A 21,664-nucleotide genomic window follows, 5' to 3' on the forward strand; every position below is an offset into this window, starting at 1 on the left:
AAAATCGTTGGGATTCTGATGATTTTAACGAGCAAAATTAAGAAATAAAAAAGCAAAGCCGAGGCTTTGCTTTTTTAATCAACAAAACTTAGATTTTGCTAATTAGATCATTAATTTGTTTCGCTTGTTCAGCCGCATTACCTGTGTAAGTTGCAGGGCTAAGTTCAGCTAAGCGAGCGCGTTCATCTGCTGGAACTTGTGCAAGTTCATCACCTTTGACAAAGTTCACCATCATCTCACGCGTCATTGCTTGACCACGAGTCAATGCTTTTAATTTTTCGTAAGGTTTTTCAACGTTATAACGACGCATAACAGTTTGGATTGGCTCTGCAAGTACTTCTTGTGCTTGGTCTAAATCTTCATTTAAACGGTTCGCATTCAGTTCAAGTTTACCAATACCTTTTAAGCATGCATCAAAAGCGATCAAGCTTTGTGCAAAACCAACACCCATGTTACGAAGAACAGTTGAGTCAGTTAAGTCACGTTGCCAGCGAGAGACTGGAAGTTTTTCACCTAAGTGACCTAATACGGCATTGGCAATGCCCAAGTTACCTTCAGAATTTTCGAAGTCAATTGGGTTTACTTTATGAGGCATGGTTGATGAACCAACTTCACCGTCTTTTAATTTTTGCTTGAAGTAACCCAGTGAGATATAGCCCCAAACATCACGGTTAAAATCAATCAAGATCGTGTTGTAACGACGTAATGCATCGAACAATTCAGCCATATAATCGTGTGGCTCAATTTGTGTGGTGTATGGGTTAAATGCTAAACCTAAAGATTCTACAAATGCTTGAGCATGTGCAGCCCAGTCAATTTCTGGGTAAGCAGATAGGTGAGCATTGTAGTTACCTACAGCACCATTGATTTTGCCAAGTAATTCTACATTTTCAAATTGCTTGATTTGTCGCGCTAAACGATAAGCAACGTTTGCCATCTCTTTACCCAACGTAGTAGGGCTTGCAGTTTGACCATGTGTACGAGACAACATTGGTTGTTCAGCATGTGTGATTGCCAAAGCAGAAATCGCATTGAGGATTTGTTTCATGCTTGAAACTAAAACTTCACGACCATTTTTAAGCATTAATGCATGAGATAAGTTGTTGATGTCTTCAGAGGTACATGCAAAGTGAATAAATTCGCCCGCATTTTGTAGCTCATCAATATTGGCAATTTTTTCTTTAAGGAAATATTCAACCGCTTTTACATCATGGTTCGTTGTACGTTCAATTTCTTTAATGCGGTTTGCATCTTCTTCAGAAAAATTCGTCACAATCGCATCTAAAGCAGCATTCGTTTCAGCAGAAAATGCAGGTACTTCGATGATTTCTGCACGATTTGCAAGTGCTTGTAACCAACGCACTTCAACCGTAACACGAGCGTGGATTAAACCAAACTCAGACAAAAAAGGGCGTAACGCATCACATTTGCTTGCATAACGTCCATCAAGTGGTGAGAGTGCGGTTAAAGCATTCATACAGATTCCTTAATTTTGGAATAAACATAAAAATAAATTCGTCTTAGCATCGGTTTATACCACCTGATACTGTAAACGAGCGAGAGCTTGAATATCTTGTAATAACTTACGTTTAGTAAAAATCATACTCCAAGAGCTACCACCGAGCTGCTTCCATAAATGTGCAAGTTGTAAGCCAGTAAATAAACATGCACGAATACGGTTGGTATGATTGATGTCTTTAAATGCTTCAGCATTACCACGAACTAAAATGCGAGGATTGATTTGCCCCGCTGTTTCCACATAAGTTTGTGCAAGGTTGGCGATAATACTTGGATGCAAATAGTTGTTATCGAAAAATGAAAGCTGTTTTAATATTTTTTGCTGAGCTGCTTCGATAATTTTGACGTATTCAGGATTGCTATACACTTTCTTTTCTAATTGCAATAACGCCATTGCATAAGACATTGGGAGTTTAGCAGTCGACATTTTCGGAATACGAGATTTAGGCGCAGTATTAAAAGGTTGGGTTATACAACCTTCTAATGTTTTTAAACCAAGAGAGATATCTGCAAGTTGATTAAAAAAATCTAAAGTTTGAGTGGCATTATTGGTGGCTGGGCGAATATTAAGACTGGCTTTAATCAGTAGTTCAAAATAAAAATTACCGCTATCGCCAATACTTTGCTGACCCGCCATTGCAGTCATATGCGTGAGCTGAGTTGCTTGAAACACAGCAGCCAATGCCAAAGCACGATTTTGTCGAACATTCAACGCTTGGGCGTGCTGAAAGGGTAACTCCACCATGCTTCGCTTCCAATTTCCTTAAATAAAATCTGGTTCAGGTGCATTGGTATGGTGAATCACACCACCACCTAAGCACACTTCTCCAGAGTAGAACACCACGCTTTGTCCAGGAGTTACAGCTCTTTGTGGTTCATCAAACTCAACTCGAATACCATTTTCGGTTTGCTCATCACGATAAATTGTACACGCTTGATCAGGCTGGCGATAACGGGTTTTTGCCGTGCATCGGAATCCTGTACTTGGGATGTCCTGTTCACCTTCGACCCAATCAATCGACTCACTCCAAAGCTGTGTGCTTTGCATGAGTGGGTGCTCATGTCCTTGACCGATCACCAAGCGATTATTGGCAATATCTTTATGGAGTACGAACCATGCACCTTCTTGTACACCTTTCATACCACCGATACCAATACCACCGCGTTGACCGAGCGTATAGTACATCAAGCCATGATGTTCACCAACTTCTTTACCTGACTCTAAAACAATTTTTCCAGCTTGTGCAGGTAAATATTGTTTTAAGAAATCGGTGAAACGACGTTCACCAATAAAGCAGATACCCGTCGAGTCTTTTTTCTTGGCAGTTGCCAGATCTAACTCTTCTGCAATGCGACGAACTTCGGGTTTCTCAATTTCGCCCACAGGGAATAAGGTCTTGTTAATTTCACGACCATGTACCGCATGTAAGAAATAAGTCTGGTCTTTATTATTATCGACACCACGCAGTAATGGGGCATAGGTTTCGCCACGTGAATTCTGCATGCTTGCACCACGACGGGCATAGTGACCCGTTGCGATAAAGTCTGCACCCAAGGTCATGGCGTGATCTAAAAATGCACGAAATTTAATTTCTTTATTACACAGAATATCTGGGTTTGGGGTACGACCTGCCGCATATTCTGCCAAAAAGTGCTCGAATACTCGATCCCAATATTCCATCGCAAAATTAGCAGTATGTAGCTTGATACCAATTTTATCTGCAACGGCTTGTGCATCGGCTAAGTCTTCAAGTGCAGTGCAGTAGTCCGTACCATCATCTTCTTCCCAATTTTTCATGAAAAGACCTTCAACTTGATATCCTTGTTGAAGTAATAGTGCGGCAGAAACAGAGGAGTCTACACCACCAGACATACCGACGATGACACGTTGTTGCATCTAATTAAGCATCCAAATGAGAAGTGAATGAGGGAGAAAAAGGGTGCTCGTAAATAAGCGATAAAGGGTATTTTTTGCCAGCAAGAGCATCTTCAACAGCTTTTAAAACCAATGGGCTACGCGCACGAGCAGATTCTTGTAGTTCTTCTAAATTCATCCACACAGCACCAACAATACCTGTATCGAGTTGTGCATTTTCCTCAACTGTCGTGACATGTGCCAAGAAGCAAAAACGGTAATAGGTACGATCTGGAAACATCGGGGGAGTATAGGTATAAATACCGAGCAGATGATCAATTTCAACATGATGACCTGTTTCTTCTAAGGTCTCACGGATGGCTGCTTCAACAATGGTTTCGCCACATTCGACATGACCCGCAGGTTGATTAAACACGGTATGTACAAAGCCTTCGCTGTGTTCTTCAACAAACAGAAAACGTCCGTCTTTTTCGACTACAGTGGCGACTGTGACATGAGGTGTCCAAGCGGTCATAGAAAGCACCATGATTTTAAAAAACGTATTCTACAAAATTTGGGGCGTGCTGGCTAGGTTATACATGTCGGAGTCATTACAAATACAGCCTTTGATTGCTCAGCTAAAATATCAAGTTTTTAAAAAACCTAATTCATAGACTTGTGGGCGTAATTTATCACCCAAAGCAGTATAAGCAGTTTTAAACGCTTCAAACGACACGGGCGTATAATCATCGCTTTCATTGCGCGCAACTAACGCCATACGGATTTGATACCAACCAACATCAGTACGATTGAGTTTAAATTCTTCTCTCACCGTATGATTATCAGTATGTTTAAAGTAGGCTTGCCAGAGTTTTTTACCTTCGGCTAACACTTTTTTTGCTTCACTGCTGAATTTTTTGCCTTTTAAATATTGCAACATAAAATCACTTTCAAAACGGTCTGGCGCACCCACTTCGCTTTCACTAAAAGGAATAAAACGATTCACAATCGACCACTTTTGATTATTCCATTCTAAATCATTGGCACTGGCGGTTAAGTTACTGCCATTAAACAACATCCAGATTAAACAATCCTGTTTAAATTCATCGCTGAGTACTTCGGTCGGTTGTAAAAACTGGTCACGGTCATTGAGCCAAGTGGGTTTTATGAGGCGACGGACTGAAAATATAATCGCCGCTTGCCAAAGGTTTTCGGCGGTGACAAAAAAAGCACCTGCACTACAATAACCAGAAGACAGTAATGCGGTTTGTGTTGCGGCATTTTGAAAATCATTACCTTTACAAATCATGCTACCAATTGCACCATCTGCCCATTTATCACCTCGAACGTCTTTCGTATTTGTCGTTGGTGTAACCGCATTCTTTAATGGAATAGCATCTACTTTATTTGAACGTGGACGTGTAATCCATTCACTTAAAAAATTATCGGTTGATATGTTAAAGAACTGCTTTTCTCCAATCGGTTGAGCTTTTTTATCTATGGTTTCAGTTGTGATTGAGTCAATAACATTTTTATTTTTTGAAAGTTGATTGGTTTTCCAAACTAAAAACCCAATTGGAAAGTTTCCTTTTAAGCCATCAAAGGCTTTACTATGCACTACAAAACCACCTAAATATTGTGCACTCCATTGTTCTCTAAATGCTTGAAAATTAGGTGCGTTAACGTATTTTAGTGTTGAAAACATAGCCAAAGTAGCATTAGGAATTTCAATCGCTAAGCGGACTAGAAACTGAGTAAATAGTTCACGAGAAGCATAACCCATATCTTTCATAAATTGGGCTGTTTGTGTACTTGCAACTCCTGTTTTTACTTCGGCATTTTTACCAGCAGATTTTGTTACATTGTCTACATTCATAGCTTCCGCATAAGGCGGATTGATTAAAATCAGTATTTTTTTGCCTTCAGTAATCGCATCACGTAAGGCTTGCGGTACTTTATTGCTGAGGCTGTAATCAATTTTGCCATCATCAGTAATATCATCATTGAGATAATCATATTGAAAACGTGTCGCAGCCACACAAGTTTTAGTGGCTTTCATCACATCGACATCGGCTTGGTCAAGCGTACTCATAAAAATATTACGGTGGTTGGAATGTTTGACTTCCAAATTGCCCACGCCACAACACATATCCCACACCACATAATTTTTTTGCCAATTTTTGCCTAAAGTTTCACTTAACATATCATAGGCTTTATCCACCACATGCAAGGGCGTATAAAATGCGCCTTTAAAACTACGTTCATCAATGGCAATTAAACTGTCTCGGCGTTCAAGCAAGTAATTACGATATTCTTCTTTAGGCGGACGGTGATAAATCGCCCAAAACCGACGATAACCTTCTTTATTGCCTAACTCATACATATTGCCATTCAGCATAAATGCAGGTTTATCATCCATAAATATCAGTTTGGCAGGTAGGTCTTTATGGGTGCTGATTTTGCCATCATTCATAATATCCGCAAAAAACAGCAAGGCATAATCTTCATTGGCAACACCTAACAGCTCTTTGCCAATCATCACCACCCATTTATCAAACACTTGTTTTAAATTGTCAGGGGTAATTTGGGTACGAATAATATCGCCCGATTTTATGGCTGCTTTGACCGTAGAAATAAATTCTTCTTCATGTGTCGCCAATTTGAACGAGACAAAATATGTCCCAATATAGGCGGAAATCGCTTCTAATGCCTCTTGGGTATATTGGCTAGCAGATTTACCCCATTTTACGGTTTTCTTTTCTAAAAATGGAATTACATCACTGCTTTTCATAATTGCAGCTTTTTCGGTATCAATTACCGCAAGAAAGGGTGGAACAGTTTCGCCTTTATTCAGCGATTGTTGCACATAATGCAAAAGTTGGGTAAACATGGCATAACTGCTGTGTTTACCTGTATCTTTTGCTTCAAACCAAATCTCTTCGGTTTGAATGTCGATTAAACCTTTGGTGTAACCTTTTAGCCCCAATGCTTTAATATAAGCATCTTTAACGTCTTCTTCACTTTTTACTTTTTTTAAAGATTCATACAATGACATTTTAAAATCCTAAAATATATATTTCTATTATTGAGCTTGATCTAAATGATTATCCTTAACTTTCACATAATGGCGTGCTGAATAAGGTAAAAATTCCATTTCTTTTTCAGTCAGCGCACGAACTTGTTGTACTGGACTACCGACATAGAGATAACCGCTTTTTAACACTTTACGTGGTGGCACAAGGCTACCTGCTCCAATCATTACATCATCTTCAATAATCACGTCATCTAAAACAACGGTATTAATCCCGATCAGGACACGATTACCAATGGTACAACCATGTAAAGTCACATGATGTCCAACCGTCACATCTTCACCAATGACTAAAGGTGAACCATTTGGTTTAGCTTGGTTTTTATGGCTGACGTGTAACATACAGTGGTCTTGCACATTACTATTTTTGCCAATTTGAATCGAATGCACATCACCACGAATCACGGCAAAGGGCCAAACAGAAACATTCTCTGCTAATTTGACATCACCAATTACCACAGACATGTCATCTACATAACAGCTTGAATCAACATCAGGTGTTTGATCGAGATACGGACGAATGTTCTTAGTCATTAGAAGCTTCAAAACAAAATATGATGGAATTATAAAATAAAAAAGCATTCATGCCCAAGAGCATGAATGCTTAATTAGTCTATTCTAAAATTAGAATAAGTTACTGAAGAACATTTTGATATGGTCAATCATACGTGCAAAGAAGCTTGCTTCTTCAACAGGCTTTAATGCAACCAGTGGTTTCTCTGCAATGACTTTACCATCAAGGCTTGCCACTAATTTACCCACAACTTGACCTTTGGCTAAAGGCGCATTCAATTTAGGTTGAACTACAAGCTGAGTTTTGATTTTGTCCGCTTGACCTTTAGGCATGGTTACGTTGAAGTTTTCAGCAAGACCAATTTGAACATTATCTTCTTTACCAAACCATACTTTGGCTTTAGCAAGCACTTGGTTAGCAGGTTGTACATTTGCAGTCTCGAAGTTTGCAAAGCCCCATGCTAACAATGTACGAGTTTGACTAGCACGTTCATTCATGCTTGGTGTGCCAAAGATCACTGAGATCAAACGCATTGGTCCACGTTTACTTGAAGTGGTTAGGCAATAACCCGCTTCATCAGTATGTCCTGTTTTTAAACCATCAACACTTGGATCTGTATAAAGCAAAGCATTACGGTTGCCTTGTTTAATACCATTAAACGTAAATTCTTTTTCCGAATAGATTGGATAGTATTTAGAGCTATCTTTAATAATATGTTGCGCTAGTACAGCCATATCTTTAGCAGTTGAGTAATGACCTTCAGCAGGCATACCTGTTGCATTGATAAAGTGAGTATTCACCATACCAATACGTTTGGCTTCTTGGTTCATCATGTGGGCAAATGTACCCTCGTTGCCCGCAATGTGTTCGGCCATTGCTTTAGATGCATCATTGCCTGATTGAATAATAATACCACGTAACATTTCTAGAACAGTTGCTGTACCATTTAATGGTACATACATACATGATTCAGCACTGGTACCACGACACCATGCTGATTCATTCATACGGACTTGTTCGTTGTCTGTTAATTCACCCTTTAAAAGTTTTTGTTCTATGATGTAGCTTGTCATCATTTTGGTCATAGAAGCGGGTGCGAGTTTTTCATTTTCGTTTTTTGCAGCAAGGATTTGTCCTGTCTCGTAATCCATCAATACATAGGATTTATTATTTAATTCTGGTGGAGACGGTAGGACAGTCGCTGCATATGAAAGGCTTGGCAAAAGTAATAATGCAGCAAGAGCGCTTTTTTGAGTCATTCTAGGTGTTCCAATATCTTGTGTGAAGCAGATGAGCCTAGCATTTTAGGACAAAGCAAAGCCGACTTCTACGGCAGAAGTCGGCTTTTTCATGCAGTATTGTAACTAATCAGTTACTTAGAATAATAATTCCGAACATCATCGCAAATTTGACGATTATCATCTTCAGATGCAGCCTTGGCATCTTTACGCGCTTCAGCAAGAGGAGCTTGGAACTCTTTGGTTTTAGCACGTTTATTGAGGATGTCTACAGCATTTGGTTCATTTGATAAATATGATTTGACGAGGTTGTCATATGCTTTATTAAATTTTAGATCTTTGCCAATTAAATCTGGGCAGATTTCTGACAATACATAAATTGCAGCAAGTTCTTGAGGAGTCACGCCTTCAGATGTTGGTGTAACTTCAATTTTTTCAGGTTCAGATTTTTTTTCTGCGGCAAATACAGTTGTTGTGAAAAGACTAGAAGTAATGAGAAATGATAAACCTAGTGTTTTGAAAAAACTTTTCTTCATAAGAACTCAAACTCAGAAACAAGACTTAAAGAATTTGAATAGCTTATAGCATAAAAATATGAATAAATTGTATGTTTGCTGTAGGGAAGTGGGGTTGTGTGGCTTTAAATATTAAAATTTAAAACCACAAATTTGTGATTGAGCTATTAGCCTTCAAAATTCAATACATCGTCACATACTGACTTTTGTTCAGCTTTTTCAACTTCTTTCGCTGCTTCACGAGCATCTTTCAATAAAGATTGGAATTCTCCATCCTTTTGTAGACTCTCAAGGGAAGCTGACTTATCAGAATAGGTGCTTAAATAAGAAGCCACCATCTTTTTGATGTTTTCGTCAAATTTAGCATTTTTTCCAATTATGCTTGGGCACATTTCAATGAGGACTTGCGCATTGGCAATATCATCTTTGATAAGTGCATCTGCTTCTTTAGCTGAAACCGTTGTGTTTGCAAAAATTGCGGGTGCTGTTAGAAGTGAAAAACTTACCCCTAAAACACGGATAAAAGTAGATAAATGTCTCATGGCGGCATAAATTTCTAATACTATGAAGTTACAAATATATATAATTCACTGAATAATTCAATTGAAAAAACTACGTAGTAACATTTAAAGAGACAGGATCAAAGTGAATATTTTAATAGCAAATGATGATGGTGTTTTTGCACCAGGCTTACAGGCTCTAGCACAAGCGTTAAAGCCTTTAGGACGCGTCGTCGTGGTTGCACCTGAAAGTGAGCGTAGTGGTTACTCAAGTGCTTTAACTTTAGATCGTCCTTTACGACCTATTCCAATTGCAGAAGATGTTTGGGCTGTGAATGGAACGCCCGCAGATTGTGTTTATTTATCAATGAATGGTCTATTCGATTTTGAATTTGATCTTGTTGTCAGTGGTATTAATAGTGGCGCAAACCTCGGCGATGATGTTCTATATTCAGGTACGGTTGGTGCTGCATTTGAAGGTCGCCTAATGAAACATCCTGCAATCGCAGTTTCATTAGCAGGTTCAAATGTACGTTCCTATGAACATCCAGAGCATTATGCGAAAGCTGCACAATGGGTTCATGATTTTATTGCGAATGGGCTACCAATTTTGCCGCCCCGTCATATTTTTAATATTAATATCCCAGATGTTGAGCAAATTAAAGGGACACAAATCACCTATCAAGGTCGTAGAGCACAATCCAAACCAATTAGTAGCCATGTTGATCCACGTGGTCGCCAAGTCTATTGGATTGGTTTAGCCGGTGAGGCGGTTACAGAACCTCAATCCGCTTCAAGTCATATTCAGTCTGATTTCTTTGCTGTCGCGAATGGTTATGTCAGTATCACGCCGATTCAAATGGATGCAACTAATTATGCTGTACTCGACAATTTACATCTTCATGTAAATGGTTAGCAGTGGCTATGTTATAACTTTGTGAATATAGAAAGTGAGAACTCGTTTTTTCTCACTTTTTTGGTACTCTTAGGCGCAAATAAATTAAGGTTTTTTCGATGAGGGCGAAGATGCATTTAAACCATGTCTCGATTTTTCTGTCACGAAAAATGATTAAAACAATCGTGTTGTCTATGGCAGTAACAAGCATTGTCGTCGTTACAGGTTGTGCATCAAAACCACAAGCAAAAGGTGGTAATCGTTATGTACAGCAAGCACCCAATTATTACACAGTACGTTCAGGCGATACGCTGAGTGCAATTTCAAATCGTTATGGATTGAATTATTTAGATGTTGCTGCGCTGAATGATATTGCGCCGCCTTATCGTATTTATGTCAATCAATCATTACGTTTAAAAGGTTCTGTTGCACAACGAACGACATCTACACAAGCAGTGGCACAAACCACGCCGATTCAACGTCAAACGATTAACTTACCAACACAACAACCTGTTGTTCCTAAGACACAGCCTGTTATACCAAAAGCTGTTATTCCAGCAAATCCCGTTACACCGTCTTCAACGACGCTTGCTTCGAGTTTACGTTGGGTAAAACCATCAAATGGAGCGATTATTCAAAGTTTCAATTTGGCAAATAACGTCAAAGGAACACGTTACGGTGGTAATGAAGGTGATCCTATTTTTGCTGCTGCAAATGGGCAAGTGGTCTATGCTGCTGATGGTTTAAAAGAATATGGCAATCTAGTCTTGATTAAGCATATTGATGGTTATATTACGGCGTATGCACATAACAGTAAGATGTTAGTCAAGAGTGGGGATAATGTGATTGCTGGTCAAAAAATTGCAGAAATGGGTTCTTCAGGTGCTTCACGTATCATGCTTGAGTTCCAAGTTCGTTTAGATGGTAAGCCTGTGAATCCAATGACAGTTTTACCAAACTAAAATAGTCGAATTAATAATCTTTCAATAAATTATTAATAATCGCTAGTTTAAGGGTAGACTTCCCTGTATACTTATTTGAGATTGCTTTAATTAGAACAATAAGCATATTTTAATAAATTAAGAGGGAAGTCTATGCTAGATCAATTGCGTGCAATGGGGGTCTTCGCTTGCGTTGTTGAAAAAAGTTCTTTTAGTGGTGCAGCACGAGAATTAGGAATTACAACAAGTGCAGTCAGTCAACAAATTCGTTCTTTAGAACATGAAATGGATGTCACTTTACTTCATCGTTCTACTCGAAAACTCAGTCTTACAGAAGCAGGACAAGCATTTTTTCTCAGTTGTCAAGAAATGTTGGCTGCCGCTGAACGTGGCAAAATTCGTATCAATGAACTCCGCGACGATCTTGTTGGAGATTTACGTATTGCGACGACACCTGAATTAGGTGCCTTGCATGTCATTCCAGCACTATCTCATTGGATGTCAGCACATAAAGGTCTAGCGATTCATTTTGAAGCAGACCATCGTTATATAGATTTGATTGAAGAGCGGATTGATATCGCAATACGGATGAGCTTGCGTGTTGATGATCATCAGCTCACCGCAGTACCTTTAGCGAGAGTTGATCAGGTTCTCGTTGCATCGCCAAGTTATCTCAATCAAGCATCACCTATTACTCGCCCAGAAGATTTACGAAATCACGAATTATTACCTGTTACCTTGATGCAAAATTATCAACATTTTGCCTTCCGTCATGGTTTGAGTGGTGAAATTGTCAATGTTGATATGAAAACACGCTTAGGCACAAACAATGTTTTTGTTGCTAAATCCTTGTGCCAGCAGGGGCATGGTATCGCGCGTATTCTCTATATGGATATTCAAAAAGAGTTGATCAATGGGTCTTTAGTTGAAGTTCTACCTGATTGGCAACTTCCTGCATATACACTTCATGCTTTAACTTCTAAGCGTGAACAATACCCAATGAAAGTACATCGTTGTATTGATGCATTAAAACAATATTTTGCTCAATTACCTGGTGGGCGATCTCTACAGGGTGTAGCCTAAGAAAAAAGCCATGTTTATTTAAAAACATGGCCTTTTCATTTTACCTATTCTTCTTACGAAGTAATTTTAAGCTTTTAGCTTCAACAGTAGATTCTTCTGAAGATTTTGTCTCAGTTTCAGCTTTTTTGGTCTTTTTCCGCTTTTTCTTTTTCTTAGGCTCATCATCTTCAACAGCTTCGCCATCTTCAATTGCTTGCCAATACTCAAGTTGTTCCATAACGGCTGCATAGATTGAATTTTTACTATATCGACCTTTCTTATCTAGTGTACCTACTGGACGAGCCATTAGAATTTCTAAGGCTTGATCAATAGTTTCAATCGCATGGACATGGAACTGACCTGCTTGAACCGCTTCAATTACATCTTGACGTAGCATCAAATGTTGCATGTTTTGACGGGGAATAATGACGCCTTGTTTGCCTGTTAAGCCTTGAAGTTTACATGCATCGTAGAAACCTTCGATTTTTGCATTCACTCCACCAATTGGTTGTACTTGACCGAGTTGGTTCATAGAACCTGTAATCGCCCATGATTGATCAATCGGAATTTGAGAGATTGCAGAAATTAAAGCTGAAAGTTCTGCAACAGTGGCACTATCGCCATCCACTTGTCCATAGCTTTGCTCAAACGCCAATGCTGCGGAGAAATGTAAGATTTGTTCACGGCCAAAGTGTGCTTTTAAGAAGCTTGACATGAGCAACACGCCTTTGGCATGAAGCGAACCGCCTAACTCGACACTGCGTTCAATATCTAAAATATCACCACCACCTTGATAAACGGATGCGGTGAGACGAGAGGGTAAACCGAACTCAACATCTGCATAGTGAATTACAGACAAGGCATTGATTTGACCTAGGCGATGTCCTGTAGTTTCAATGAGCTGCGTACCACGTGAGAGATCTTGCCAATAAAGCTCTCTTAAATAGCCTAAGCGATATTGGCGATGATGTAGTGCTTGGTTGACATGCTGATCAGTGACGATTTTATCATCGGCTTTAAAGGCATGATGATGTGCTTCACGAATTAAATCACCGAGTGTAGAGGCATGTAGTGAGAGTGAACTTTGATCTTCCGCCTGACGGCTAGAATCAGTGAGTAAAGCTGCAAGTGCGGAACGATCAAATGGAAGTAATTTATCTGCTTGAACATAGTCTGCAATCAGTTGCATATAGGCTTGTTCATTGCTGTTATTGCGTTGCAAGGTATCGGTAAAATCAGCGCGAATTTTAAAGACACTGCCTAGCTCAGGTTCAACTTCTAAAATTTCATAGTAAATTTCAGGTTCTGCCAGTAAAACGACTTTGATATCTAAAGGAACAGAAGCGGGTTCAATCGAAATGCTGCCTGTTAATGTTAGCATGTGTTCCAAAGATGAAAGTTTGAGCTGACCTGACTTCAATGCACGTTTTAAACCTTGCCATGCATAAGGTTGTTCAAGCAACTGCTCTGCTTCAAGCATTAGGAAGCCACCGTTGGCTTGATGTAATGAACCTGGGCGAATTAAGGTGAAATCGGTGGTAATCGTACCATTATGTGTAAGTTGTTCAACATGACCCAATAAATTGTAGTGTGTTGGAAAATCTTCGAAAATAACAGGTGCGCCGCTATTGGGTTTATTGGCAACGATCACATTGGCTTGATAGCGTGAAGGAACACGGTTGAATAAAGCAGGTGTAAAGTCATCTTCTTCTTGCTCTAAAATTAGCTCGACATTATCAATAATGTCCTCAGCATAATGTTTTAGATATACATCGAGACCTTTTACTTCTTTGTTTTTATTTAAAATCAACTCCATACGTGGTGTAACCACTTGAGTGGCAATTTCACGGTTTAAAATTGATACTTGATCACGAGCATCATCTTCTAAATCACCAAGATGTAACCCTAAACGCTCTAGTTTTTTCTCCATATAACGCATGTTGGATGTGATTTCAGCACGGTCTTTGCTGCTTAGAGCATCAAGATCATTTTTTGTTAATTCTTGATATTCATTTTCTATGAGCTGCATTGGAATAAACACGTGTTTGTCATCACGAGAAATCAATTTTAAATCGAGTTCTTGTCCCTCTTTTGTGAGTTCTATCAACGCTTGCTGTTGGACGTCACCTGTATCTTGACGAATGCGTTCAATGCGATTGTGATAGCTTTCAGCACTAAAACGACGTTCCAATTGTTTTAGTATGATTTGCCATGTTTGCTGTAAAGCATTTTGAAATTTTATACCTTGTCCTGCAGGAAAGCGTAGTGCAATCGGTTGTCTTGGATTTTTGAAGTTATTGACATAAACCCAATCGTTTGGCGTAGGCATGCTTTTAGCGTGTTGCTGAAGCAAGCGTTTAATCATGGTGCGTTTGCCAAGACCCGCTGTGCCTACTGCAAAAATATTATAGCCAGAGTATGGCAAGGAAATACCAGCTTCTACTGAAGCACGTGCACGATCTTGCCCAAGAAAGTTATTAAGGGGTTTGATACGTTTCGTTGAACTCGGAATCTCAGCTAAATTTAGAAGATGCGTGAGTTGTTCAGGGTTTAGTGCTGTTTTCTTAAGTGTCGTTTGAATATCCGTCTGCTCAAAGGCGCTTGGTAAAGAATTGATTTTCGCTGTAGTCGTGTTTCTTGGTGTTGAAGATAAAGTTGTTGCAGTCATTTGATCAAGTTTTTGGGTCACTATTGCTATCCAACAAAGAAACGAAAGTTAAGTAATTAAAGGTATACAGTTTTAGGTCTAAAGATCAAGCGAACTTGTGTTTTTTATCGACAAAACAAAACAATGGTTGCATAAAGCAACTTGCAAGCAAGAGCAAGAAACGATTGAATAGGCACATTCACGCATGTTCATGGAAAATAATAACCAATGACAACTCAAGCCACTGGGTGGGCATCCGCATTTAAAGCTTTTTTAGATCGCCGTGCACTGATTATGCTATTTCTTGGTTTCTCGGCAGGGATTCCCATTTTATTGATTTTTTCTAGCTTGTCTTTATGGCTAGGTGAGGCAGGAATTGATAAAAGTGCTGTGACATTTTTTAGTTGGGCTGCATTGGGCTACTCTTTTAAATTCGTTTGGGCACCGTTGATTGATGAATTGCCCGTTCCATTTTTAACGAAAAGTTTAGGTCGCCGCCGTGCTTGGTTGTTGATTGCACAGTCTTTGATTATATGTGCAATTTGTATTATGGCATTTTCCGACCCAGCACTTGGACAAGGCTATTTAATTCAAATGGCAGTTGGTGCAGTCTTGCTGGGATTCTCCGCAGCGACCCAAGATATTGTGATTGATGCTTATCGTATCGAGCTTGCTGAAAGGGAGATGCAAACGGTTTTAGCTTCAACTTACAACGCAGGTTATCGTATTGGGATGATCGTTGCGGGTGCAGGCGCTTTATTTCTTGCTGCTTATTTAGGTACAGCTAAAGGCAATTATATCTATGAAGCATGGAAATATACTTATCTAACCATGGCAGCAGTCATGGTGGTTGGTATTATTACCACTTTATGTATTCGTGAACCACAAGTAAATCGTGTTGATAAACATTATAAAACTACAGATTACTATCGCTTAGTCTTTGTATTCTTTATTGCTGTTACAACTTTTGTGGTCAGTTATATTTACTCTGGCAATTTGACAGATACTATCGCTAAAGCAGCAAATATTAAAGACACTGCAGCTTTATTTGGTTTAGAAGCCCTGCGTTTTTTAACTGCTACAGCCACAGCTTTATTCGTTGGTTTTGGTTTGGTTAAAACTGGCGTCGTGAATCAACAAATGGCTAAAGAAACTTGGGTTGCCCCAATTTTAGATTTCTTCAAACGTTATGGTATTAAACTTGCCTTAGTTCTTTTGCTGCTGATTGGTTTTTTCCGCATCTCAGACATTATTGCAGGAGTGATTTCCAATGTGTTCTATCAAGATCTAAATTTCACTAAAGAACAAATTGCTGAGGCTGTGAAAATCTATGGTGTGATCTTTAGTTTAGTTGGTGGCTTTCTCGGTGGTTTATTAGCGCAGCGCATGAATATTATGAAACTCATGTTCGTGGGTGCAGTGTTGGCCAGTTCAACCAATTTAATCTTTATCGGCTTGGTCAAATCAGGAAAACCACTTGCTCCACTTGAGGTTCAGGTCGGAAATAAACATTATCAAGTGCAAACTGATGATGTTGGATATTGGAAATTACAAGTGCCGAATGACGTCTTAGCAAAAGCAAATTCGGTACAGGTAAGTACTCAGTACCAAAATCAGAGCGATACCAATGTAACTCTTGCAATACCATATTTAGTAAATGCTCAGCACGCTCAGATTCAACTATTACCTATCAGTAGTGATGACCATTTAACACCAAAAGAGTTAAAACAAAGTTTGGTGGTTAAAGGGCAACTGGCAGGGATTAAAGCTGAAGACTTAAATGAGGAGAAGCCTGTTGTTCTTCAATTAGATGGTCAAGAGTTTACTGCGAAAGTGGATGATAAAGGAATATTTACTGGTGCTGTAGATGGAAAGCTATTACAAGCATCTTCCACTAAAACCATTAAAGCTTTTGTTAATTTCAAAAATAATAGTGCAAGCCAGTTATTTGCAACAAGATCATATCGTATTAATACTGCATCACATGTTGAAACCGCACTCGATGTCGATATTCAGCCAATTGCTGTGGTCGATCCAAGTCAGTCAGGCACAATAGAACTCTCTGGCAAAGTGATTAAAGGCTATAGCTCATTGTGGCTCTATTTTGCCATTATTGTAGATAATTTAGCTTCAGGTTTGGCAGGTGCGGCTTTTATTGCCTTTTTATCGAGCTTAACCAGTGTGTCATTTACTGCGGTTCAATATGCGATTTTCAGTTCTTTAATGACGCTCACACCCAAATTGTTGGGGGGGTATTCAGGAACGATTGTGAGTAATATTGGTTACCCAAATTTCTTTTTAATGACGACTTTGATTGGGATTCCAATTTTGATTCTTGTGGTTTGGGTCGCGAAACTATTGCGTGACCATGAAAACCAAACAACTCAACAGACAGGTGAATAACTATGCGCATGTTACATACGATGTTACGAGTAGGTAATTTAGAACAATCTTTAAAGTTCTACACTGAGGTACTTGGTATGAAATTACTACGCCAACGTGATTATGAAGAGGGGCGTTTTACCTTGGCTTTTGTGGGCTATGGTGATGAAGAAAACAACACTGTGCTTGAGCTGACTCATAACTGGGATACAGCTGGCTATGATTTAGGCAATGCCTATGGTCATATCGCCATTGGCGTAGATGATGCATATAAAGCATGTGAAGAAATCAAAGCACGTGGTGGAAAAGTAGTACGTGAAGCAGGTCCTATGAAAGGTGGTGTCACGGTGATCGCTTTTGTTGAAGATCCAGATGGCTATAAGGTTGAATTGATTCAACAGGATCAAGATGCACGTAATAATTAATTTCGTATCTTGATCTACAATTTCTAATTTAAAGCCCTAGCTTTATTTATACAGCTCAGAATGATGTTTTGATCGAATGGTCAATAACCTCATGTTGGGCTGTATTATTAGTGAACAGATTGGGAAAAAGTTATGTTAAAGCTCTTGGCGCTAGATCGTTTCACAATATTATTAATTGCTATGGTGATACTGGCGACGCTCTTGCCTGTTGCAGGACAGATGGCGCATTATTTTAATATGCTGACAACGGTTGCTATCGCCATACTTTTCTTTTTGCATGGTGCAAAATTATCACGTGAAGCTGTGCTTGAAGGTATGCTGCATTGGAAAATGCATGCTTTAGTTTTTGCTTTTACTTTTGTGATTTTTCCTGCAATTGGGCTTTTAGCTAAACCTGTTTTGGAGCCACTTCTTGGGCAGCAATTGTACTGGGGCTTCTTATTTATGTGCTTCTTACCCTCAACGGTACAATCTTCAATTGCATTTACCTCGATTGCAAAAGGGAATGTTGCAGGAGCGATTTGTAGTGCATCTTTCTCTAATATCATTGGGATGTTTATTACGCCAGTCTTAGTGAGTTATTTTATCTTAGGCCAAAGCCAACATGGCTTTGATCCTACGCAATCGATTGTTCAAATTACCTTGTTACTATTGGTTCCCTTTGTCCTAGGTCAGTTACTTCGCCCTTATGTTTTTCCTTATATGATCAAATTACCAAGCTTAGTGAAAGCTTTCGATCAAGGATCAATCTTAATGGTAGTTTACGGTGCCTTTAGCAGTGCTGTAGTTGCAGGCCTATGGCATCAAATTAGTGGATTAGCTTTGCTGTATTTAGTACTTACATGCTCAGTTTTGCTTACTATTGTAATGTTGCTTGCTTTGTATTTACCAAAATGGTTGGGTTTTAATCAGGCAGATCAAGTTACGATTTTCTTTTGTAGCTCTAAAAAAACGCTAGCGAGTGGCGTGCCAATGGCGCAAATTCTGTTTATTGGTCAGCCTTTAGGTATGATTGTATTGCCAATTATGATTTTTCATCAAATCCAATTAATGGTCTGTGGTGTAATTGCGAATCGTTGGTCTAAGAAAGATAAATAACAATAATTTTTTACTCAAGCTATTAATTTATGTGAATGTAATCGGGTGTCTGCGACATTTAGCCAACATTCAATTTGATGTTTATTAGTAGCTATGTAATATTTATAGATAAAATTGATTAGAAAAATCTAATCAGATTAAAACTTACAACTACTAAGATTAATATGATGAAGAAAAATTTAAAATTAGCGTGCCCGATTTTATGTATTAGTATGGCATGCTTATTAATATCACCTATGACTTTTTCCAAATCATTTCCGTACGATGAACGGGGTAGTGTCAGGATTGATACAATACAAATTCATCTCATTAATCCGACTGAAGATCAATCCTTAAATCAAAGAATTATTGACCAAGTTCGGAAAAACATCGCAATTTTTCCTGGTGAAAGTATCTCAGAGGAAAAGTTAGATTTTATAACGGCTAGAGTTAGAAATAGTCTTCGATTAGACAATCTATCGTATGATGCTGAGACTAGCATGGGTGGCGGCTTAAATCTCACCTTAGAAATAACATTAAATGATAAGCAATCGGTCACAGAAAAAGGTTATTTGATTGATAGAAACAAGAAAACATTACCTTTGCTCTATGATAATAATGGTAAATATCTTAAAGCCAAATTAGAGTTATTAAGTATGTATTATGGCAATAATAATGCTTGGTATGCTCAGCCTGAAAAAATGCTCAACGGAAATCCATTGGTTAATGGAAGTCCAGCAGGCGGAGGTTATGATGATTGGCTAGAAGCTTTTGTTCATACTGGCTTATATGGAATGTATCCTTTAGGTATAAATACTTTTAGTTATGCAGGATTAAGTGGAATAGGTACTCTGTCTACAGGGCAAGAATTGTTTACTGACAAAACTCGAAATCATTTTGCGGTTGAAGATGCATATGTTGGCGTTGTAACAGGAAAAACGACGATGTCTGGAAATAGAATCGTTTCCAATACTTCCATAGGTCGTCAAAAATTCAGTTTGGGTGATGGTTTACTAATTATTAATACTGCATCTAATGGTTCTGATCGAGCCGCGTTACAATCAAATGCTCGTTGGGCTGGTGATCTAGTTTTTCAGTCTCAGCTTCAATATAACAAAACAAAATTTGAATTATTTTATGTAGACCCCGATGAATTACCTGTGATTGATTCCAAAACAAAGATTCAAGGTGTCAATATTCAAACCAATTTTTTTAATGGTATAGATGTTGGGGTGAGTTATTTAAAGGTTCCCCATTCAAGTTCTATATATTATTTGCCAGATGGTTCAACTCGAACTCGTGATGGTTTACGTGTAATAGATGGGCGCTTTAGATGGCAACCTTTAATAAATGGCAAGCCTTCTTGGTTTTTTGCAACAGAATATGCACAACAGTCTCATGAAGATTTCAATATGCGTGCACAGGCATCTAGTTATGAGCTGGCTTATCAATGGTCAGATTTAACGATGTCTCCTTCATTAGGTTATCGCTATGCAAGTTTTTCAGGGGATGATCCAAATACACAACAATATGAAAGATGGGATCCATTATTTTCAGGGGGGAATGGTGAACAATGGGTTCAAGGTGTAAATCATTTTAAGATTGTTCAGAACTCAAACTTAATTACACATCGTTTACAGGCACGCTTCAAGCCTAATCCAAAAGTAGAAATCGTGCCACAGTTTTGGTTATTTAGAGCAGATTCAAAATTAAACTTAGGGGGTAACCCAGCTTTGTCATTCATCGATTCAAAGGATTATGGTAGAGAGTTTAATATTTCTGCAAAATATTATTATTCAAGAAATTTGTATATTCACAGTCAATTGGCCTATACCCAACCTGGCGATGCGGTAAAAAATGTATTAGGTGATGGAGTCAAAGATTGGTGGAGCTCTATGCTTTTTGTTCGATACGCATTTTAATCAATTTAGTATCATTATTGAGGAAATTTCCATGTTTAAGAAAAAAGTAAAAGCAGGATTTGCATTTAGCTCAGTATTGTTATACTCAGCCCTTGTCACTAATGTTTATGCGATTGATGTGCAACCTATTTCAGATCAATACTTTACAAAAGATCGTTTTAAAGGAAAAACTTTGTTAATTACTGGCGGTGCGAGGGGGATTGGAAAGGCATCTGCAATTCGTGCATCGAAAGAGGGGGCGAATATTGTAATTGCAGATGTATTGGCTAAGGAAGGGCAAGAGACTGTTGCTGAAATTAAGAAAATGGGCGGTAGTGCTATTTTTGTACAAGCTGATGTAAGTAAAACACCAGCATGTAATATGATGGTTGAAGAAACAATTAAGAAATACGGGCAAATAGACGGTGTGTTAAATGCAGCAGGGGTTATGGATGCTGTACCACCAGATGCTGAGGTAAATGTTGAAAAACAAAAAAAAGAATTATTTGCTCCTATACATGAAGCTACGGATGAATATTGGAACCAGACTTTAGCAGTGAATGCAACGGGAATGTTTTGTTCGTTACGTTCTGAATTAAAGCAAATGGTGAAACAAAATAAAGGTGGAGCAATTGTAAATATTGGTTCGATTGCTGGCTTGACGGGGTTGGCTGGTAATCCTGCATATGTTGCAAGTAAGCATGCGGTTACGGGTCTCACTAAAAATGCTGCAATTGATTATGCACCCTATGGAATCAGAGTAAATTCAGTAAATATGGCCGCTACAGAAACTGCAATGACAGATGCAGCCTTTAAAAAAGTAGCTACTTTACAAAAAGAACGGGCAAAAAATCCTGAGTTAGCAAAAATGCCAAATACTGCTATGTTAAAGACACAAAGTCTCCTTATGTTTGCCGACTCCAAACATAGAATGTCTACACCAGCAGAACAAGCTAGTGTTATATTATTTTTGCTTTCAGACGAAGCTTCAAATATTACAGGAGCGACATGGGCCACTGATGGTGGATGGACCACTTATTAACTAAAGTTTTTGAATGCTGTGAGAGTTAATGTGTGCATGAGGAGTTGTATACACGTTTTGT

Annotated in this window: 18 protein-coding genes; 8 read left to right on the forward strand and 10 right to left on the reverse strand. The window is 38.7% G+C overall.

Annotated features, from left to right (window positions below):
• Positions 1 to 88: 88 nt before the first annotated feature.
• The 9 genes from purB to O1449_RS05495 form a co-directional block, all read right to left on the reverse strand.
• Entirely contained in the window at positions 89 to 1,477 is a 1,389-nt protein-coding gene (purB, locus tag O1449_RS05455) for an adenylosuccinate lyase (protein WP_269228297.1), read from the reverse strand.
• Positions 1,478 to 1,531: 54 nt separating this feature from the next.
• Entirely contained in the window at positions 1,532 to 2,263 is a 732-nt protein-coding gene (hflD, locus tag O1449_RS05460) for a high frequency lysogenization protein HflD (RefSeq protein WP_005217064.1), read from the reverse strand.
• Positions 2,264 to 2,281: 18 nt separating this feature from the next.
• The gene (gene mnmA, locus O1449_RS05465; protein ID WP_269239397.1) at positions 2,282 to 3,415 is read right to left on the reverse strand and encodes a tRNA 2-thiouridine(34) synthase MnmA; all 1,134 of its coding nucleotides are present in this window, start codon (positions 3,413 to 3,415) and stop codon (positions 2,282 to 2,284) included.
• Between the two features lie 4 nt (positions 3,416 to 3,419).
• Complete coding sequence (locus O1449_RS05470; RefSeq protein WP_269228294.1) at positions 3,420 to 3,908, reverse strand: NUDIX hydrolase; 489 nt, start codon at positions 3,906 to 3,908, stop codon at positions 3,420 to 3,422.
• A 111-nt stretch (positions 3,909 to 4,019) separates the two neighbouring features.
• Entirely contained in the window at positions 4,020 to 6,428 is a 2,409-nt protein-coding gene (locus tag O1449_RS05475; RefSeq protein WP_269228293.1) for a hypothetical protein, read from the reverse strand.
• Positions 6,429 to 6,455: 27 nt separating this feature from the next.
• A complete protein-coding gene (locus O1449_RS05480) occupies positions 6,456 to 6,998 on the reverse strand; it encodes a gamma carbonic anhydrase family protein (RefSeq protein WP_269228292.1) in 543 nt (180 codons plus the stop codon).
• A gap of 90 nt (positions 6,999 to 7,088) precedes the next feature.
• Positions 7,089 to 8,237: a D-alanyl-D-alanine carboxypeptidase PBP5/6 gene (gene dacC / locus O1449_RS05485; protein WP_269228291.1), complete on the reverse strand. Its 1,149-nt coding sequence runs from the start codon at positions 8,235 to 8,237 to the stop codon at positions 7,089 to 7,091.
• A gap of 113 nt (positions 8,238 to 8,350) precedes the next feature.
• Positions 8,351 to 8,752, reverse strand: a complete 402-nt coding sequence (locus O1449_RS05490) for an MCR_0457 family protein (RefSeq protein ID WP_269228290.1) — start codon at positions 8,750 to 8,752, stop codon at positions 8,351 to 8,353.
• A 146-nt stretch (positions 8,753 to 8,898) separates the two neighbouring features.
• Positions 8,899 to 9,273, reverse strand: a complete 375-nt coding sequence (locus tag O1449_RS05495) for an MCR_0457 family protein (protein ID WP_269228289.1) — start codon at positions 9,271 to 9,273, stop codon at positions 8,899 to 8,901.
• Between the two features lie 103 nt (positions 9,274 to 9,376).
• On the opposite strand from O1449_RS05495, the gene surE reads away from it, so the two are divergent.
• The 3 genes from surE to O1449_RS05510 all read left to right on the forward strand — a co-directional run bounded on the left by surE (position 9,377) and on the right by O1449_RS05510 (position 12,150).
• The gene (gene surE / locus O1449_RS05500) at positions 9,377 to 10,147 is read left to right on the forward strand and encodes a 5'/3'-nucleotidase SurE (protein WP_269228288.1); all 771 of its coding nucleotides are present in this window, start codon (positions 9,377 to 9,379) and stop codon (positions 10,145 to 10,147) included.
• A 110-nt stretch (positions 10,148 to 10,257) separates the two neighbouring features.
• Positions 10,258 to 11,088, forward strand: coding sequence for a peptidoglycan DD-metalloendopeptidase family protein (locus O1449_RS05505; RefSeq protein ID WP_269239398.1), 831 nt, complete (start codon positions 10,258 to 10,260; stop codon positions 11,086 to 11,088).
• A 132-nt stretch (positions 11,089 to 11,220) separates the two neighbouring features.
• Positions 11,221 to 12,150 (forward strand): LysR family transcriptional regulator, encoded by a 930-nt coding sequence (locus tag O1449_RS05510; protein WP_004662927.1) that lies wholly within the window; start codon positions 11,221 to 11,223, stop codon positions 12,148 to 12,150.
• A 40-nt stretch (positions 12,151 to 12,190) separates the two neighbouring features.
• Here O1449_RS05510 and O1449_RS05515 read toward each other — a convergent pair whose 3' ends face one another.
• Positions 12,191 to 14,818, reverse strand: coding sequence for a Lon protease family protein (locus O1449_RS05515; RefSeq protein ID WP_269239399.1), 2,628 nt, complete (start codon positions 14,816 to 14,818; stop codon positions 12,191 to 12,193).
• Positions 14,819 to 15,004: 186 nt separating this feature from the next.
• Between O1449_RS05515 and O1449_RS05520 the strand changes: the two genes are divergently transcribed.
• From O1449_RS05520 to O1449_RS05540, 5 genes are all read left to right on the forward strand, one after another.
• Positions 15,005 to 17,179 carry an AmpG family muropeptide MFS transporter gene (locus O1449_RS05520; RefSeq protein WP_269239400.1) on the forward strand — a complete coding sequence of 725 codons (2,175 nt, stop codon included), beginning with the start codon at positions 15,005 to 15,007 and terminating at the stop codon, positions 17,177 to 17,179.
• Between the two features lie 2 nt (positions 17,180 to 17,181).
• Positions 17,182 to 17,583, forward strand: a complete 402-nt coding sequence (gloA, locus tag O1449_RS05525; protein ID WP_269239401.1) for a lactoylglutathione lyase — start codon at positions 17,182 to 17,184, stop codon at positions 17,581 to 17,583.
• Positions 17,584 to 17,715: 132 nt separating this feature from the next.
• Positions 17,716 to 18,681 (forward strand): bile acid:sodium symporter family protein, encoded by a 966-nt coding sequence (locus O1449_RS05530; protein ID WP_269239402.1) that lies wholly within the window; start codon positions 17,716 to 17,718, stop codon positions 18,679 to 18,681.
• Positions 18,682 to 18,845: 164 nt separating this feature from the next.
• Positions 18,846 to 20,582 (forward strand): alginate export family protein, encoded by a 1,737-nt coding sequence (locus O1449_RS05535; RefSeq protein ID WP_269239403.1) that lies wholly within the window; start codon positions 18,846 to 18,848, stop codon positions 20,580 to 20,582.
• 31 nt (positions 20,583 to 20,613) lie between these two features.
• On the forward strand, positions 20,614 to 21,603 hold the full coding sequence (locus O1449_RS05540; RefSeq protein WP_269239404.1) for an SDR family NAD(P)-dependent oxidoreductase: 990 nt from the start codon (positions 20,614 to 20,616) through the stop codon (positions 21,601 to 21,603).
• Positions 21,604 to 21,664 lie beyond the last annotated feature (61 nt).

The organism is Acinetobacter sp. TR3, assembly GCF_027105055.1.
Taxonomy (GTDB): Bacteria; Pseudomonadota; Gammaproteobacteria; order Pseudomonadales; family Moraxellaceae; genus Acinetobacter.